The 16,081-nt window shown below is 44.0% G+C and carries 16 protein-coding genes; 11 read left to right on the top strand and 5 right to left on the bottom strand.

What is annotated here, in order from left to right; all coding sequences use genetic code 11:
- The first annotated feature begins 69 nt into the window (after positions 1-69).
- Together HWQ43_RS23355 and cphA are read left to right on the top strand one after the other, a co-directional pair.
- The gene (locus HWQ43_RS23355; RefSeq protein WP_179068376.1) at positions 70-933 is read left to right on the top strand and encodes a cyanophycinase; all 864 of its coding nucleotides are present in this window, start codon (positions 70-72) and stop codon (positions 931-933) included.
- Between the two features lie 174 nt (positions 934-1,107).
- Positions 1,108-3,813 (top strand): cyanophycin synthetase, encoded by a 2,706-nt coding sequence (gene cphA, locus HWQ43_RS23360; RefSeq protein ID WP_292738385.1) that lies wholly within the window; start codon positions 1,108-1,110, stop codon positions 3,811-3,813.
- A gap of 48 nt (positions 3,814-3,861) precedes the next feature.
- Here the strand turns inward: cphA and tatA are convergent, their stop codons facing one another.
- Together tatA and HWQ43_RS23370 are read right to left on the bottom strand one after the other, a co-directional pair.
- Entirely contained in the window at positions 3,862-4,035 is a 174-nt protein-coding gene (gene tatA / locus HWQ43_RS23365) for a twin-arginine translocase TatA/TatE family subunit (RefSeq protein WP_094348761.1), read from the bottom strand.
- A gap of 370 nt (positions 4,036-4,405) precedes the next feature.
- The gene (locus HWQ43_RS23370) at positions 4,406-5,809 is read right to left on the bottom strand and encodes a serine/threonine-protein kinase (RefSeq protein WP_292738367.1); all 1,404 of its coding nucleotides are present in this window, start codon (positions 5,807-5,809) and stop codon (positions 4,406-4,408) included.
- Positions 5,810-5,902: 93 nt separating this feature from the next.
- Between HWQ43_RS23370 and cbiT the strand changes: the two genes are divergently transcribed.
- Both cbiT and HWQ43_RS23380 read left to right on the top strand, forming a co-directional pair.
- A complete protein-coding gene (gene cbiT / locus HWQ43_RS23375) occupies positions 5,903-6,505 on the top strand; it encodes a precorrin-6Y C5,15-methyltransferase subunit CbiT (protein ID WP_289796809.1) in 603 nt (200 codons plus the stop codon).
- Positions 6,506-6,743: 238 nt separating this feature from the next.
- The gene (locus tag HWQ43_RS23380; protein WP_292738386.1) at positions 6,744-7,631 is read left to right on the top strand and encodes a phosphatidate cytidylyltransferase; all 888 of its coding nucleotides are present in this window, start codon (positions 6,744-6,746) and stop codon (positions 7,629-7,631) included.
- Between the two features lie 162 nt (positions 7,632-7,793).
- Here HWQ43_RS23380 and HWQ43_RS23385 read toward each other — a convergent pair whose 3' ends face one another.
- Positions 7,794-8,507, bottom strand: a complete 714-nt coding sequence (locus tag HWQ43_RS23385) for a DUF2993 domain-containing protein (protein WP_292738368.1) — start codon at positions 8,505-8,507, stop codon at positions 7,794-7,796.
- Between the two features lie 134 nt (positions 8,508-8,641).
- On the opposite strand from HWQ43_RS23385, the gene HWQ43_RS23390 reads away from it, so the two are divergent.
- Complete coding sequence (locus tag HWQ43_RS23390) at positions 8,642-9,400, top strand: pseudouridine synthase (protein WP_292738369.1); 759 nt, start codon at positions 8,642-8,644, stop codon at positions 9,398-9,400.
- Positions 9,401-9,429: 29 nt separating this feature from the next.
- Positions 9,430-10,242, top strand: coding sequence for a RodZ family helix-turn-helix domain-containing protein (locus HWQ43_RS23395; protein ID WP_292738370.1), 813 nt, complete (start codon positions 9,430-9,432; stop codon positions 10,240-10,242).
- A gap of 248 nt (positions 10,243-10,490) precedes the next feature.
- Here HWQ43_RS23395 and malQ read toward each other — a convergent pair whose 3' ends face one another.
- Entirely contained in the window at positions 10,491-11,999 is a 1,509-nt protein-coding gene (gene malQ / locus HWQ43_RS23400) for a 4-alpha-glucanotransferase (RefSeq protein WP_292738371.1), read from the bottom strand.
- Positions 11,986-12,117 (bottom strand): hypothetical protein, encoded by a 132-nt coding sequence (locus HWQ43_RS23405; protein ID WP_292738372.1) that lies wholly within the window; start codon positions 12,115-12,117, stop codon positions 11,986-11,988. The genes malQ and HWQ43_RS23405 overlap by 14 nt, the downstream gene beginning before the upstream one ends.
- A gap of 83 nt (positions 12,118-12,200) precedes the next feature.
- Here HWQ43_RS23405 and HWQ43_RS23410 point away from each other — a divergent pair, with 83 nt between their 5' ends.
- From HWQ43_RS23410 to HWQ43_RS23430, 5 genes are all read left to right on the top strand, one after another.
- Positions 12,201-12,632, top strand: coding sequence for an NUDIX hydrolase (locus HWQ43_RS23410; RefSeq protein ID WP_292738373.1), 432 nt, complete (start codon positions 12,201-12,203; stop codon positions 12,630-12,632).
- 109 nt (positions 12,633-12,741) lie between these two features.
- Entirely contained in the window at positions 12,742-14,049 is a 1,308-nt protein-coding gene (locus HWQ43_RS23415) for a Rid family detoxifying hydrolase (RefSeq protein ID WP_292738374.1), read from the top strand.
- Between the two features lie 13 nt (positions 14,050-14,062).
- A complete protein-coding gene (locus tag HWQ43_RS23420; RefSeq protein ID WP_292738375.1) occupies positions 14,063-14,317 on the top strand; it encodes a hypothetical protein in 255 nt (84 codons plus the stop codon).
- The gene (locus HWQ43_RS23425; RefSeq protein ID WP_292738376.1) at positions 14,314-14,748 is read left to right on the top strand and encodes a PIN domain-containing protein; all 435 of its coding nucleotides are present in this window, start codon (positions 14,314-14,316) and stop codon (positions 14,746-14,748) included. Before HWQ43_RS23420 ends, HWQ43_RS23425 begins: the two co-directional genes overlap by 4 nt.
- A 137-nt stretch (positions 14,749-14,885) precedes the next feature.
- A complete protein-coding gene (locus tag HWQ43_RS23430; protein WP_292738377.1) occupies positions 14,886-15,359 on the top strand; it encodes a hypothetical protein in 474 nt (157 codons plus the stop codon).
- Positions 15,360-16,081 lie beyond the last annotated feature (722 nt).

A 16,081-nucleotide genomic window follows, 5' to 3' on the forward strand; every position in this document is an offset into this window, starting at 1 on the left:
AAAGCGCAAAAATTATCAGGCAACTGAAACTTGTTAAATTCACCTGAAGTTGTTGACAGGAGAACCAAAATGCCGCAATTACAAGCTAAATCGCTAGAAATGAGGACACCCCAAGCAACTAAAACCGCCGTTCTGGTTATCGGAGGTGCAGAAGATAAAGTTCATGGGCGCGAAATCCTACGAACTTTTTTTGGACGCGCCGGTGCTAGTAAGGCTTATATTACAATTATTCCATCTGCCTCTCGCGAACCTGCCATCATTGGTGGTCGGTATATTCGCATTTTTGAAGAAATGGGTGCCCAGAAGGTAGAGATTTTAGACATCCGCGAACGAGAACAGTGTGAAGCCTCCCAGATCAAAGCATCCTTAGAAGCCTGTAGTGGGGTATTTTTGACAGGAGGAGACCAGCTGCGTCTTTGTGGCGTATTGGCAGATACGCCAGCAATGGAAATTATTCGCCAGCGGGTGAGGGCGGGGCAACTTACGTTAGCAGGCACCAGTGCAGGAGCGGCGGTGATGGGGCATCATATGATTGCTGGCGGCGGTAGTGGAGAGACGCCCAATCGTTCCTTAGTGGATATGGCGACGGGTTTGGGATTTATTCCTGAAGTAATCGTTGACCAACATTTTCACAACCGTAATCGGATGGGGCGACTGATTAGTGCGATCTCAGCTCATCCCGATCGCTTAGGTATTGGCATTGACGAAGATACTTGTGCAGTGTTTGAACGTGATGGTTGGCTACAAGTTATGGGTAAAGGCAGTGTAACCATTGTTGATCCCACTGAGTTGACCCATACCAACGAACCCCATGTCGGTGCTAATGAACCGTTAACCGTACATAATTTACGTCTCCATATCCTCAGCTACGGCGATCGCTTCCACTTGTACCAGCGGACTGTATTGCCTGCTGTACACCGAATCTCCAGCTGACGGGATAGAGTATCTGAGGTTACACTGAGTTGACCGCACATTTATTATTTCTTACCGTAGAAAAATGATAAGAATACCATGTAAAAAGAAAAAACTGTTTCTAACGAACAGTTTAGCGGTCAATTCCAGTAAGAAACTAGAATTTTGGTTCCGAATCTCCATCTACCTATTCCCATGAGAATCCTCAAGATCCAGACATTACGCGGCCCAAACTATTGGAGCATTCGACGCCACAAACTGATCGTCATGCGCCTCGATTTAGAAACCCTTGGCGAGACGCCCTCGAATGAAATCCCCGGCTTTTATGAAGGATTAGTTGAGGCGCTGCCGAGTCTGGAGGGTCACTATTGTTCGCCTGGCTGTCGCGGTGGTTTTCTGATGCGAGTCAAAGAAGGCACTATGATTGGCCACATAGTGGAACACGTAGCCTTAGAACTCCAAGAATTAGCTGGTATGCATGTCGGCTTTGGTCGCACCCGCGAAACTGCCACACCCGGAATTTACCAAGTAGTAATCGAGTACCTGAATGAGGAAGCGGGACGCTACGCTGGACGAGCCGCAGTACGGCTGTGTCAGAGTATCGTTGATCGAGGCCGTTATCCCAAGGCAGAATTAGAGCAAGATATCCAAGACCTGAAAGACTTCACCCGCGATGCTTCTTTAGGCCCTTCTACGGAAGCGATCGTCAAAGAAGCAGAAAAAAGAGGTATTCCCTGGATGTCGCTGGAAGCCCGCTTTTTGATTCAGCTAGGCTACGGCGTCAACCAGAAGCGGATGCAGGCCACAATGACGGACAACACCAGCATTCTGGGTGTAGAACTAGCTTGCGATAAAGAAGCCACTAAACGCATCCTCGCTGCTGCTGGTGCGCCAGTACCCAGAGGTACAGTAATCAACTTCTTAGACGATTTAGAACAAGCCATTGAATTCGTTGGCGGCTATCCCATAGTTATCAAGCCACTAGATGGCAATCATGGACGTGGGATCACCATTGATATTAGAACTTGGGAAGAAGCTGAAGCTGGGTATGAAGCTGCCAGACAAGTTTCTCGGTCAATTATTGTCGAAAGATATTACGTTGGGCGCGACCACAGGGTACTGGTGGTAAATGGAAAAGTAGTAGCAGTAGCCGAGCGCGTCCCGGCTCATGTCATTGGCAACGGTAGATCCACGATTGCCGAACTGATTGAAGAAACAAACCTTGACCCAAATCGCGGTGAAGGACATGATAACGTCCTGACAAAAATTGAACTAGACCGCACCAGCTACCAGTTGCTAGAAAGGCAAGGTTACACCCTAAATAGCGTGCCACCCAAGGGCACTATTTGTTATCTCAGGGCAACAGCCAACTTGAGTACAGGTGGTAGTGCCGTTGACCGTACCGATGAAATTCACCCAGAAAATCTTTGGTTGGCACAACGAGTAGTTAAGATTATCGGTTTGGATATCGCCGGACTCGATATCGTCACCACGGATATTAGCCGTCCTCTGCGGGAAGTTGATGGCGTGATTGTCGAAGTTAACGCCGCCCCTGGCTTCCGGATGCACGTTGCCCCAAGCGTGGGTATTCCCCGTAACGTCGCTGGTGCAGTAATGGATATGCTGTTTCCTAACGAGCAATCTAGCCAAATTCCCATCCTCAGCATCACGGGTACTAATGGCAAAACCACCACTACTCGACTACTAGCACATATTTATAAACAGACTGGCAAAGTAGTAGGTTATACTACTACTGATGGAACATATATCGGTGATTACTTAGTAGAATCTGGCGATAATACAGGTCCCCAAAGTGCCCACGTCATCCTCCAAGATCCCACAGTAGAAGTAGCAGTACTGGAAACAGCTCGTGGTGGCATTCTCCGCTCTGGATTGGGCTTTGAAGCCGCAAATGTAGGGGTGGTATTGAATGTAGCGTCCGACCACTTAGGAATCGGTGATATAGATACCATTGAGCAATTAGCTAACCTCAAAAGTGTAGTAGCGGAAGCTGTATTCCCTGATGGCTATGCGGTACTTAATGCCGACGATCGCCGCGTCGCTGCTATGTCAGAAAAAACTAAAGCTAATATTGCTTACTTCACCATGAACCCCGATTCGGAATTAGTGCGGAAGCACATCCAAAAAGGCGGAGTAGCGGCAGTATATGAAAATGGCTATTTGTCAATTGTTAAAGGTGATTGGACACACCGCATAGAAAGAGCCGAAAATATACCTTTAACAATGGGCGGACGTGCGCCGTTTATGATTGCCAACGCTTTAGCAGCAAGTTTGGCAGCGTTTGTGCAAAACGTCACAATTGAGCAGATTCGTGCTGGTTTGAAGACCTTCCGGGCTTCAGTTAGCCAAACGCCAGGACGAATGAATCTATTTAATTTAGGTAATTACCACGCTTTAGTGGACTATGCCCACAATGCAGCCAGTTATGAAGCGGTAGGTTCCTTTGTGCGGAATTGGACTACAGGACAACGGATTGGCGTAATTGGCGGCCCAGGCGATCGCCGTGACGAAGATTTTGTTACTTTGGGTAAATTAGCAGCACAAATTTTTGATTACATCATCATCAAAGAAGATGATGATACACGGGGACGACTACGGGGATCAGCTGCTCAGTTGATTATTCAAGGCATCACGGAAGTTAAGCCTGATAGCCGCTATGAATCCATTCTGGATGAAACCCAAGCGATCAATAAAGGCTTAGACATGGCTCCTGATAACAGCCTGGTGGTAATTTTGCCAGAAAGTGTTACTAGAGCTATTAAGTTAATTAAGCTGCGTGGTTTAGCCAAGGAAGAGACACACCAACAAAATCCCAGCACAACTGTCATCGATTCCCAAAATGGGATCGCACCTTCTTCTGTTGTTAATACCTTGCTGTAGTGAGTAATCAGGAGAAAGCAGTGTGCTGGCTCCTCCTGACTCTTTTAATTACTGTTTTTCTTCTTCCTGATTGGTTTCCTCGCTGGGAGTTTTCATCTCCTCCTTAAAACCTCGTAGGGTTTTGCCCAGTGCAGTTCCCAGTTCAGGAATTTTTTTTGGGCCGAAAATTAGAATAGCGACTATGCTAATTACAGCTATTTCTGGCCATCCCAGTCCAAACATATAAATTTCCTCTAAGGCATCTGTAATTAAATATAGACATTGATGGCTCAAGTCCGATGAGTTCCCCACCGATCAGCGCTCGACCCTCTTTCGGAAATAGGGTATAAATAAAATCAATAGAAATAAGTATTTTTGTCCTCAAAAACTTTTGGTAAAGCAACTTGGCATAATCGCTAATAACCTAAGTTGCTAGTTATGCAGGAGTGCGATCGCAGAAGTTGCGATACACTAGTCTGGTAAATATCGCTACAAAGTTAGTGAGGTTTGCAGGTGAAAAACGAAGAACTGTTGCAAATTATTGAATCAAGCTACCCGGGAAAAGGCAACAGTACTATACGCTCAAATAAACAACCGCTCATAATGAGCGTAACTAACTTTTCATTGGATTGGTAATTGGCAAACCTAACCAATCGCTTAATTCCTGAGCTAGCCATTCCAGTTCCGCTTCCGATTTAATTGCACCACCACTACCACCAAGCTGATATTTTTTTACTCCTACCCAAATATCCAATTGTGCGGGAACGGCACTTCTAGTACCTTCAGAATCTTTAGTAAAATGTTTGGGAATGTAAACTAATTTATTAATACTTTGTCTTGGCAATGCACGGGGACGATAAAATTTCCAAGCAAACAACTCCCAAGTTAGGGTTATTTGTTCGGGATTCAGGCGTAAGCAGATGCGTCCAAAAAAATGAAAGAAAAATTTATACACCATCATAAAACCAGCACCCCAAAATGGAAGCGAGAACAAAGCAAAGGGGATGTTGACAGGAAAAGGTGCTGAGAGTGCGCCAATTGTCCAAAAAAGAATAAATGAATTCCAGACGATCGCAAATAAACCTGTAAATATTATTGATGGATCAAAACCAGATGGTGGAACGATAATTTCTAGAGAATCACCATTTTTGGTTAGTTGAATCTTACTCCCCTCTGGTTTGCCAACAACTAAAGTAGGAAAGTTTGTCGGTTGTGGTTTCTCTAAAACTGCGATTGCTTGTTCAGCAGAACTCAAACGCCGTTCTAAACTGGGTTCAATCATCCACTTTAACCAATTGCTAAAGCTGGGACTGAGATTAGCCAATTGTTCAAACTGAATCCGAAAATCCTTTTGGGGTAAATCGGCTGGGTGAGTCCCTGTCACTAAATAAATTAAGGTTGCGCCTAAACTATAAAGGTCTGATGCTGCAACAGTGCGTCCGCCAAATTGCTCTGGTGGCATATAGCCATAAGTTCCTACCACAGTTCTTGTCCCGGTTTCGCTAGCCAGGACAGTCTGCACTGAGCCAAAATCTACCAAATAAACTTGACCTACACTATTACCAGAGCGCTCCCCCAATAAAATATTGCTAGGCTTAATATCACGGTGAATTACAGGCGGATGTAGCTCATGTAGGTAAACGAGAATCTTTAAAAGTGCTTTAGCTATCTGTTTGATTTCAGTTTCTGTAAAAGTCCGTCCAGTTTGTAAGTATTGCTCTAAAGTTTGTGCAGGGATATAAGTTTGTACTAGAGCAAATCCTTGGATGGTTAGTAAGTTTACCTCAAAATAGTTTAAATAGCTAGGAATTGAGGGATGTGCTAGGTTTTTTAAAGTTTCAGCTTCTCGCTCAAACAACTTGAGTGAATCCCACTCAAAATCACTACTAAAAGAGAGTAACTTGATGACGACTAATTCCTGAGTTTGCAAATCACGAGCTAATAGCGTCCGCCGCCCTGCTTTTTTTCCTAATAGCTGCTGAACTTCGTAGCGTTCGCCTAATATTTCACCAATCATTATGTTTTCTTATAATGCTACGGTTGAAAAGTTTTATAGCTGATAGCTTTTCAATTTGGCAAATCGATATCTTTAGTATAATTGCGTAATTCTATGCCCTCCCAACTTTGGCCTTATATTACCCCAGGTATTCCCGATGATTTATTTGAGCATTTGCCAGGAATTCCCCTGAGCCAGCGAGAAGTCCGACTGCTATTGATTTCTCAACTGCGGCTAAAATCAGATTCTGTGTTGTGGGATATTGGCGCTGGGACAGGTACAATTCCGGTAGAGGTGGGGCTATTGTGTCCAGGTGGACAAATTATCGCTATCGAAAGGGATGAAGAAGTCGCTAATTTGATCAAGCGTAACTGCGATCGCTTTGATGTGAAAAATGTCGAAGTTGTTGAAGGCAGCGCCCCAGAGTGTTTACATGACCTCAAAATTACCCCTCATCGCGTTTGTATTGAGGGAGGACGACCTATTCAGGAAATTCTGCAAGCAGCTTGGCATTATTTGCCGCCATCCGGTCGGGTTGTAGCCACAGCTGCTAATCTAGAAAGTCTGTATGCTATTTCCCAGAGCTTTTCCCTATTAAGAGCTAGAAATATCGAAGTCGTTCAGTCTGCGGTTAACCGCCTAGAGACACGCGGCTTTTCTCAAACCTTTACCGCCGTCGATCCCATTTTTATCCTCAGTGGTGAGAAACTGGATTAGGGAATGGGGCATAGGGCATGGGGCATTGGAAGAGGCGGTAAGGGAAGGAAGAAGACAGAGATGAGGAAGTACGGGGAGTAGGGGAAGAAAGAATAACTAATTTAATAAATGCCCAATGCCCCATGCCCAACGCCCAATGCCCAATACTTCTCTACGAGAGGCTGCGCCAACGACTACGGTCAGTACAAGTGCCCAATGCCCCATGCCCAATGCCCCATTCCCAATATTTAATACTTCTATGCCTTGGTCTCGGATTATAAGTGGAATTGTTGCGATCGCTCTTGCTCTTTCCGCAACCCTTTTGGGGGGTTGGTACTTTACCATCATCTTTGCGGTCATCATCTTTTTGGGTCAACAGGAATATTTTAATTTGGTGCGAGCCAGAGGCATCGCTCCCGCCGCTAAAACCACTATGGCTGTCAGCCAAGTCTTGCTAGTGATTTGTACCCTTGATGGCAGTTTAGCTGACGCTGTGATGCCAATAGCTGGCACACTTATTTGTTTTTACCTGCTGTTTCAACCCAAATTTGCCACGATCGCTGATGTTTCCGCTTCTATTATGGGGCTATTTTACGTCGGTTATTTACCAAGTTACTGGGTGCGGTTACGAGCAATTGATAGCGCTGCTTTTAGTAATCTCCCTTTTGGAGGTTACTGGCCCACAACCTGGACAGATTTCTGGGAAAAGGCAAATTCCGCTTCTTTAGCACAAGGTTTTACAGCCACACTACTGACTTTTTTTTGTATTTGGGCAGCTGATATCGGTGCTTACACCATTGGCAAATTCTTTGGGAAAACCCGTTTGTCTGACATTAGCCCGAAAAAAACTGTCGAAGGTGCTGTCTTTGGCATTACTTCAAGTGTTGCCGTAGCCATAGCAGGAGCCTATTATCTTCACTTGCCTGAATCCCCCTTCACAGGTTTAGCATTAGGTTTGCTGATTGGTATTGCTAGTCTTTTAGGGGATCTCACAGAATCTATGCTCAAGCGGGATGCTGGAGTTAAAGATTCTGGGCAATTAATCCCCGGTCATGGTGGTATTTTAGACCGTACCGATAGTTATATTTTTACTGCTCCTTTGGTTTACTATTTTGTGACATTACTTTTGCCACTACTTAGTAAATAGGTGAATTGGGCATTGGGCATTGGACATTGGGCACAAGAGGCAGAGGGGCAGAGGGGCAGAGAGGAAAAGCTTACTGCAACTTCTCCCCTGCTCCCCTGCTCTTGTTCCACTAGACGCCACATCATTTAAAATAGGGTATTAATATTTTTTAATTTGCGATCGTCAAGGGTTAACGTTAATCCGCCCACGACACACTAGCTTGCCTGGGATCAGCGTTAATTCTTCGATATCAACATCTGAGCCAAGATCGAGATTGTACTCATAATTGTCCTTTAATATATCTTCCCGATCGCGCTTGATTGGGATATGTACTAGTTGCAACTCATGCCCACTGAGTAATTGTAAGCCCAGACAAATCTCTAGAGGCGTTGTTTCACTATTGGTTACTCTCAAACCTCGCAGTATAATTTGGTTGTTCCCAAGGAGAATTTCTTGCCACTTGATTGGTTGTGACTGGGAATAATCTTTTGGTAAAACCTTAATCAATAGATCGCTCAAAGCAGTTGATAATAAGTCTGATGAGAGAGAAGCATTCAGATCCTTCTCGTCTACGATCAAATCGCCAACCACTGGTACTGTTTCTAACAGTTGCAGAGATTTTCCCTTGAGTACGGAACCGATATTTACCCGAATATTTTCTGCTATTAATTGAATTTGTGTAATTAGGAGACCTTGATAAACTGCATGAGTAGCAAAAACAGATACCGAAGGAATGCGTCCAGAGAAAAGTTGGCGATCGCTAGCTTTAATCTCCACTTCTAGTTCCGATATTTGGCTGACCTGCGCTCTCAACCAGAGCTTGACTGCTGTTGTGAGTACTTGCGTAATTATGCGGATTTTATTTCCACTTGTTGTTTGGGGATTTTGCTCTGGCATTTAACCAATCTGTTTAGGAGTATTTGCTCAACAACTGAACCGAAATTAAATAAGCTTCAAATGTAACATTTATGTCTACTCGCTACAAAATGCAAATATCATTTAATTGATAACAGTAAATAAGCAATTTCCACATGGAGGTACGGTTACAAAAAATTCTTGCTCAATGGGGTATCGCCTCACGTCGTGAAGCCGAAGACATGATTAGGCACTCACGGGTGCGGATTAATGGGGTATTGGCACATTTAGGTCAAAAAGTTGATCCCGAAAAAGATGCGATCGCAATTGATGGTAAGCCTGTATCTGAAAAGCAGCGTCCGGCTTTAATATATCTATTGCTGCACAAACCAGCGGGAGTGGTTTCGACTTGCTACGACCCTCATCGCAGAACAACAGTCCTGGATTTACTACCGAAAGAATTACGGGAGGGTTCAGGTATTCACCCAGTTGGCCGTCTAGATGCAGATTCGACAGGAGCATTAATCCTGACTAATGACGGAGAACTGACATTTGGACTAACCCATCCACGTCACAGTATTTCCAAGACATATCATGTTTTGGTGAAAGGACATCCTCCAGAAACAGTACTACAGATGTGGCGTCAAGGTGTGATGTTGGAGAGTAGAAAAACCAGGGCCGCTAAGGTACGCCTAATCGAACGTCGTACCGAGGAAAGCGTTTTAGAAATAGTGTTGCAGGAGGGAAGAAATCGCCAAATTCGCCGTATAGCTCAACAGTTAGGATACCCAGTAATCAAGCTGCATCGGACTGCTATCGGCCCAATTGAATTACAAACTCCCAAAGAACCCTTTTTATCAGAGGGTAAATATCGTTCCCTCAAAGATCGTGAGATTCACTTTTTGCAAGATCAGATAACGCAACCTAATTATTGATTCAGTGGAGTTAAGGAGTGTCAGTAGGCATGAAATGGCTAAGAAAGAAGAATAAGCACCAGCCATCACTTTCATTAGAGGAACAACGAGCCGAAAAGTTGGCAGAGTTAGGCGCTCAACTTTGGGCATTGCGTCAAGAACAGGGTTTATCCCTAGAGCAAGTGGTTGCATTGACCAGGATTCCCCGACGATTATTGCAGGCGATCGAAGAAGGTAATTTAAACGATCTACCAGAACCAGTCTATATTCAGGGTTTGATCAGACAATTTGCCGATGCACTAGGCTTGAATGGAGTAGACTTTTCTGGCACTTTTCCGATCAGTTCTCCACAAGTTAGCCCTCTCAGTAGGGGGAATAATTCACCCCTAGCTCAACTACGTCCAATTCATCTTTACTTTCTTTACATATTCCTAATAGTATGCTCTGTAAATGGGTTATCTCAGTTATTAAACAACGCGTTACTACAAGCAAGTAATAGCCCAAACCAGCCATATCCAAAACAAAAGTCTGTTGTTAAACCAGAACTAGCTCAACTAAAAGAGTCAACACAGGTACAACCTGTCAGCGATACCCTTAGCGGTGTCCAAAAGAAACAGGTTGTCCAGATTGGTGTAACTTTGAAAGCCTCATCTTGGATTCGTGTAGTAGCCGATGGCAAAACCGAGTTTGAGGGTATTCTGCCAGAGGGAACTCACCGAATTTGGAAAGCCCAAGAGCAACTGACAGTGAAAACTGATAATGCTGGTGGTGTGTTGGTGAGTGTTAATCAAGAGAAAGCCAAGGAAATGGGAGAGCCAGGCAAAGAGGAAGAAGTTAGGATTGCTGCCAAGCCTAAGTTTTGAGATGAAGGAGAAATCAATTCAAAATGACGCTCGCGGACTCGCTAACGCTGCGCTAACAAAATTCAAAATTGTACTCTTACAGAGAAGCAAGCTACGCGCAGCGTCTCATAGAGAACAAAAAGACTGTGGGAGATGAGAAGGATAAGGGGGACAAGGAGAAAAGGAGGAAAAGGAAGCATTTACTCTTCCCTCTCCCTTGTCTGCCTTCTTTTACCCATCTCCCCCTGCTTCCCTGCTCAAGAACTACCTTATTGTGCTTCTGGGGCGCGTCCATTGAGTCTGGTAAGAACTTTCAAGCGATCGCGTAATTCGTCTGTTAACGCTCCTGCTTGATAGCGCCACTCCCAGTTCCCCTCAGCAACACTAGGAAAATTCATCCGCGCTTCGTTTCCTAATCCCAAAACATCTTGCAAGGGAATAATCGCTTGGTTGGCTATGGAACTCAAAGCTAGGCGAATTAAATCCCACTGGATGCCTTCAGGACTAATACAACCTAAATAAAGCCATAAGTTATGCTTTTCGTTGTCATTAGCTGAATTGAACCAGCCTACAGTTGTGTCATTATCGTGAGTGCCAGTATAAACTACAGCATTTCGCGGGTAATTGAATGGTAAAAATGGATTACTAGGATCGGAACCAAATGCAAACTGCAAAACCTTCATCCCCGGAAATTCATACTTGTCTCGCAGCGCTTCTACCTCTGGTGTAATTACTCCCAAATCTTCCGCCAAGACGGGTAGCTTGCCCAACTTCTCCCTAATCGCTGCAAAAAAAGCATCTCCTGGCGCTTCCACCCATTTACCATTCATGGCAGTTTCTTCACCTTGAGGCACAGACCAATAAGCCTCAAAGCCCCGGAAGTGGTCAATGCGAATTATATCTACATAATCCAGCATTGCTTCAAAGCGCTGTACCCACCATTTAAAGTCTTGTTTTTGCAATTCCTCCCAGTTATAAACCGGGTTTCCCCACAATTGACCGGTGGCACTAAAGTAATCTGGTGGAACTCCTGCCATTTGGGCAGCAGCTCCTGTCTCTTCGTCTAAGCAAAAGATGTCGGGATGCGCCCACACGTCGGCACTATCATGAGCTACGTAGATGGGGATATCGCCAATAATGTCAATGCCGCGCATATTAGCGTAACTTTTGAGGTCAGACCACTGGCGGAAAAACTCAAATTGGACGAATTTGTAATAATAAATCTCTCCGTTGAGCCGATGCTGTGCTTGCTCCAATGCTTGGGGATCGCGTTTGACAAATTCTGGCTTCCATGCGTGCCAGTTTGCATTCTCATTGTCATCTTTTAGCGCCATAAATAAGGCGTAATTATCCAGCCAGTAGGCTTTACTGTCGCAAAAACCTGCAAACTCCTTCTGCTGGATAGGCGTAGCATTGGTTCTAAAGTTGTCACAGGCTTTTTTGAGTAGCCCAATCTTAATCGGCACAACCTGGTCGAAATCTACCTTTTCTACCGGAAATCCTGGTAAATTAGCAAAGTCTTCTTCAGATAGTAAACCTTCTTCTAAGAGTTTTTCTGGGCTAATTAGCAGAGGATTTCCTGCCATTGCCGAGTAGCACATATACGGAGAATTGCCGTATCCAGTGGGGCCCAGTGGTAAAACTTGCCAATATTGTTGATGGCTCTCTTTAAGAAAATCAATGAAGCGATAGGCTTCTAAGCCTAAATCGCCAATGCCAAATCGACTGGGAAAAGAGGTAGGATGCAGCAAAATGCCACTGGATCTAGGAAAAGGCATATTTAACCTGAGTTATGAGAGGGAGCAATTGTCTGATGGAGACACGATGCGATCGCATCGAATTTATCACTGAACGGTATTTGTAGGGGAAATCAAGTAAACTCATTTTGTTTGTCATTTGTCTTTTGTCATATGTCCTTTGGGAATAACCATTGACTAATGACCAATGACCAATGACTAATGACTAATGACTAAATAACTATGACTTACCGAAATCCTACACCGACAGTTGATATCATCATTGAACTAGTAGATCGACCTCATCGGCCAATAGTGTTAATTGAAAGACATAATCTACCTTTAGGTTGGGCTATTCCTGGTGGTTTTGTAGATTATGGCGAAGCGGTGGAAGTTGCGGCGCGGCGAGAAGCTGAGGAAGAGACGGGTTTACAGGTGGAGTTGGTTGAACAATTATTGGTGTATTCTGACCCAAATCGCGATCCGCGTCAGCATACGATTAGCATTGTGTTTTTGGCGACAGCTAAGGGTGAACCAAAGGCTGGAGATGATGCTAAGGGTGTAGGCATTTTTGAGTATTGGCGAGTGCCTGGTAATTTATGTTTTGACCACGATCGCATTCTGCGCGATTATTGGCGGTATCGGCATTATGGGATACGTCCGAGGTTGGGGTAGGAGGGACGAACCGCCAAGACGCAAAGGGCGCGAAGGAAGAAAAGAGAGGAATACCTGTGACACAAAGTTTTTGTGATTATACTGTGTCAGTGGTATTTAAAGGTGCATTATGGACGCTGAGGAACTGTTGGAGAAATACGCCGCAGGGGAACGGAAATTTCATTCAGTAAATTTGAGTCAAGAAAATCTCAAAGGTGCAGAACTCAGTGAAATAGACCTAACTAGTGCAAATTTGACTGGAGTTGATTTAAGTGGAGCAAACTTAACCCAAGCAAAACTTAATAGTACAAATCTCACTAAAGCGTCTCTAATAGATACAAAATTAAATTCAGTAAATGCTTCTTCAGCAATATTTTATTGGGCAGACCTCAATGGTGCTGACTTAAGTAGGTCAAATCTGAATAGCGCAAATTTGAATCATGCAAACTTAGAACAGGCAAACCTGACAGATGTAAACTTAAGTAGTGCGAAATTAATTTATGCAAACTTAGATATAGCAAATTTAAGTGGGGCAAATTTTAGTAGTGCAGACCTGACTGCGGCTTCTTTAGCTGAAGCTAATTTTAGTAGAGCTAATCTAACTAAGGCAAATTTGGGTCAGGCGTACTTAATTGGATCAAATTTAACTCTGGCAAACTTAAGTGAGGCAATATTGCAAAGTGCCAAACTCCAAGGAAGTATCTTTCATAGATCAAACCTGTACCAAGTTGATCTCTCAGGCATGAATTTGGCTGATATAGATTTTACAGCAGCATCTCTTCAAATTACAAACCTTACAAAAGCCTTACTCCAAGGAGCGAATTTAGAAAAAGTTAATTTGCGATGGGCAAATTTAACCAAGGCAAATTTGGATGGAGCAAATTTGAGAAGGGTTGACTTAACTGGCGCAAATATCTATGGGGCAACCTTTAAAGATGCTGACCTAACTGGTGCGATAATGCCAGATGGAGAAGTCTACAAACCGATCGCAGCTGAAGCGGAAATTGGTAAACAGGAAACATCGTTAGAGAAAGTAATATCTATGACCCGTAAAGTAATTAATACTGATAACGCACCCGCACCAGTGGGTCCTTATAATCAAGCGATCGCAGCTTCAGGTCAATTTGTATTCATCGCTGGGCAAGTTGCCATCGATCCCCGCCTTGGTGATGTTGTCTACACTGATGATGTCAAAAAGCAAACTGAGCAAGTATTAGCTAATCTTGAAGCCATCCTCACAGCAGCCGGAGCAACTTTTGAAGATGTGGTGAAAACCACTGTATTTCTAGCTGATATGAATGATTTCGCGGCGGTGAATGCCGTATATGCTAAATATTTCCCGGAAAATACAGCCCCAGCGCGGGCTTGTGTGCAGGTATCGCGCTTACCTAAAGATGTGTTGGTAGAGATTGATGCGATCGCGGTGATTAGCGGTTAGGAGAAATAGAACAATGAGCAAAATTTTAACGGTTACATTTGATGGTTCTGTTTTGCGTCCAGATATTCCACCTGATTTAGAACCGAATAAACGCTATGTGATTACCATTGTTTCTGAGGATATTAACTCATCTGAAACTAAAGTGGCTGATGTGTGGGATGTATTAGAAGATTTAACAGGGACAGTTGATGCACCCGAAGATTGGGCAAATCAACACGATCATTACCTCTATGGCACACCAAAACGTCAGCCTGAAATTAACACATGACGGGTGAGCGAATATTTTTAGACACTGTTTTTATCCAAGCGTTACTAAATGTACGCGATCAATATCATCTCAAGGCTAAAACACTGCTACCGCGTGTTCAAAGCGCCGTGGAAGTATGGGTAACTGAAGCTGTTTTAATTGAAGTTGGTAATGCTTTGAGTGCTTTTAATCGCACAGCCGCGATACGATTTATCCAGCAGTGTTATCAAACACAAAATATGTGTGTTGTAAGTGTAGACACACAACTGCTCAACCGTGCTTTACAACTTTATCAGTCCCGTTTAGACAAAGCCTGGGGGTTAACTGATTGTATTTCGTTTATTGCCATGCAGGATCAGGGCTTAATTATTGCAGCAACCGCCGATCAACACTTTGTCCAAGCAGGTTATCGGGCACTTTTGCTGGTAAATAGAAGCCTGACTGGATTATAGCTTGAAAAATTACAACTTCAACAGCAGAGTTGAGGATTGGCAGTTGTAAGTATTTTTGAGTGTTCCCCTCTGATGAATGCGATCGCTTCTACAACTTTGGGAATACTGAAATTAAGTACCCTAAAGGAGTATTAAAAATGGCAGAAAATCGTATCAGTGCCAGTTTAGCCCCAGCAGACAAAGAAGTGGTCATGCAGGCGATCGCTACTATTAAAGAAAAGTTACCATTTTTGGTTGATTTGACCCCTGAAGATCGGCGAACAATGCTAAAGATGGGAGATAAAAGTCGGGCTTTTGTCAGCAAAGCCTTAGAAGTGGCAACACAAAACCCTAACTTTTTGCCTCGTTACTTTGATTTAGAAGAAATGCGCCGGGACTTGGAAATATATGAGGACTTGTATCCGGTGCTGTTGTCTCTAACGCAACTGCAAGAATTGGTGGATGATACCTGTATAGCTGCTGCTAGTGAAGCCTATACAGCAGCATTAGCAGTTTATAGCTATGCCAAAGCTAGCGGTGATGTTGCAGGTTTAGATGCAGTAATTGATGAGATGGGACGCAGGTTTAACCGCCGTTCTAAGAAAAAGCAATCCGAAGTCCCAGTTAGCTAAAGCCTAAAATAGGCAATTATACCAGTTATCAACTTGGTAAAATACACGTCATTTTTCGGGGCATAACATTGTTATGCCCTTTTTGCGTTTTGTATTCAAACATTTTTGAAACTAGCGTAGGCGGGTTTTGTCTGTGTAGTTGTGATTTCTGTAGCGCATCTCGTTTATCTAAAATATACTTTGACCTCACTTCCATTCTTCTCCTCTACAAGGCTACGGTGTACACACAAGTCTTGAAATTACAGCTTGAAATTACAGCTCACACTTGGTTTCGTCGTCTATCCCTAAGCTGTTGGATCGCTCCGAAATGTCATTGCGAGGAGGAACGACGAACGCAAGTGCGTGTCGTAGACAAGCAATCGCAAAAGCTACGGGATTATGCGATTACTTCGCTTTGCTCGTAATGACAATTTATTGTGTCTAGAAAGCTTGAAACCCTTGCAGATACCACTTGTGTGTACACCGTAGCCTTGTAGGGGAGAGGCTTTGAATCTTACTCCCCTTCCCTACAAGGGAAGGGGCTGGGGGTTAGGTCTGTATTGGAATCCATTGAGAAGCGTTAAGTCGCCAGGGTATTTTTGAACCTCAGAAGGTCAACGTTGAGCCTCAGAAGGTCAAAGTTGAGCCTCAGAAGGTCAAAGTTGAGCCTCAGAAGGTCAACGTTGAACCTCAGAAGGTCAAAGTTGAGCCTCAGAAGGTCAAAGTTGAGCCTCAGAAGGTCA

The organism is Nostoc sp. JL31, from assembly GCF_017114965.1.
Taxonomy (GTDB): domain Bacteria; phylum Cyanobacteriota; class Cyanobacteriia; order Cyanobacteriales; family Nostocaceae; genus Nostoc; species Nostoc punctiforme_A.

What these genes read in the sequence shown, in the direction of transcription:
- cphA (WP_292738385.1), top strand. Translation starts at nt 1,108, where the DNA reads ATGAGAATCCTCAAGATCCAGACATTACGCGGCCCAAACTATTGGAGC.
- HWQ43_RS23355 (WP_179068376.1), top strand. Translation starts at nt 70, where the DNA reads ATGCCGCAATTACAAGCTAAATCGCTAGAAATGAGGACACCCCAAGCA.
- HWQ43_RS23385 (WP_292738368.1), bottom strand. Translation starts at nt 8,507, where the DNA reads ATGCCAGAGCAAAATCCCCAAACAACAAGTGGAAATAAAATCCGCATA.
- HWQ43_RS23420 (WP_292738375.1), top strand. Translation starts at nt 14,063, where the DNA reads ATGAGCAAAATTTTAACGGTTACATTTGATGGTTCTGTTTTGCGTCCA.
- tatA (WP_094348761.1), bottom strand. Translation starts at nt 4,035, where the DNA reads ATGTTTGGACTGGGATGGCCAGAAATAGCTGTAATTAGCATAGTCGCT.
- HWQ43_RS23395 (WP_292738370.1), top strand. Translation starts at nt 9,430, where the DNA reads ATGAAATGGCTAAGAAAGAAGAATAAGCACCAGCCATCACTTTCATTA.
- malQ (WP_292738371.1), bottom strand. Translation starts at nt 11,999, where the DNA reads ATGCCTTTTCCTAGATCCAGTGGCATTTTGCTGCATCCTACCTCTTTT.
- HWQ43_RS23390 (WP_292738369.1), top strand. Translation starts at nt 8,642, where the DNA reads ATGGAGGTACGGTTACAAAAAATTCTTGCTCAATGGGGTATCGCCTCA.
- HWQ43_RS23425 (WP_292738376.1), top strand. Translation starts at nt 14,314, where the DNA reads ATGACGGGTGAGCGAATATTTTTAGACACTGTTTTTATCCAAGCGTTA.
- HWQ43_RS23380 (WP_292738386.1), top strand. Translation starts at nt 6,744, where the DNA reads ATGCCTTGGTCTCGGATTATAAGTGGAATTGTTGCGATCGCTCTTGCT.
- HWQ43_RS23405 (WP_292738372.1), bottom strand. Translation starts at nt 12,117, where the DNA reads ATGACAAACAAAATGAGTTTACTTGATTTCCCCTACAAATACCGTTCA.
- HWQ43_RS23415 (WP_292738374.1), top strand. Translation starts at nt 12,742, where the DNA reads ATGGACGCTGAGGAACTGTTGGAGAAATACGCCGCAGGGGAACGGAAA.
- HWQ43_RS23430 (WP_292738377.1), top strand. Translation starts at nt 14,886, where the DNA reads ATGGCAGAAAATCGTATCAGTGCCAGTTTAGCCCCAGCAGACAAAGAA.
- cbiT (WP_289796809.1), top strand. Translation starts at nt 5,903, where the DNA reads ATGCCCTCCCAACTTTGGCCTTATATTACCCCAGGTATTCCCGATGAT.
- HWQ43_RS23410 (WP_292738373.1), top strand. Translation starts at nt 12,201, where the DNA reads ATGACTTACCGAAATCCTACACCGACAGTTGATATCATCATTGAACTA.
- HWQ43_RS23370 (WP_292738367.1), bottom strand. Translation starts at nt 5,809, where the DNA reads ATGATTGGTGAAATATTAGGCGAACGCTACGAAGTTCAGCAGCTATTA.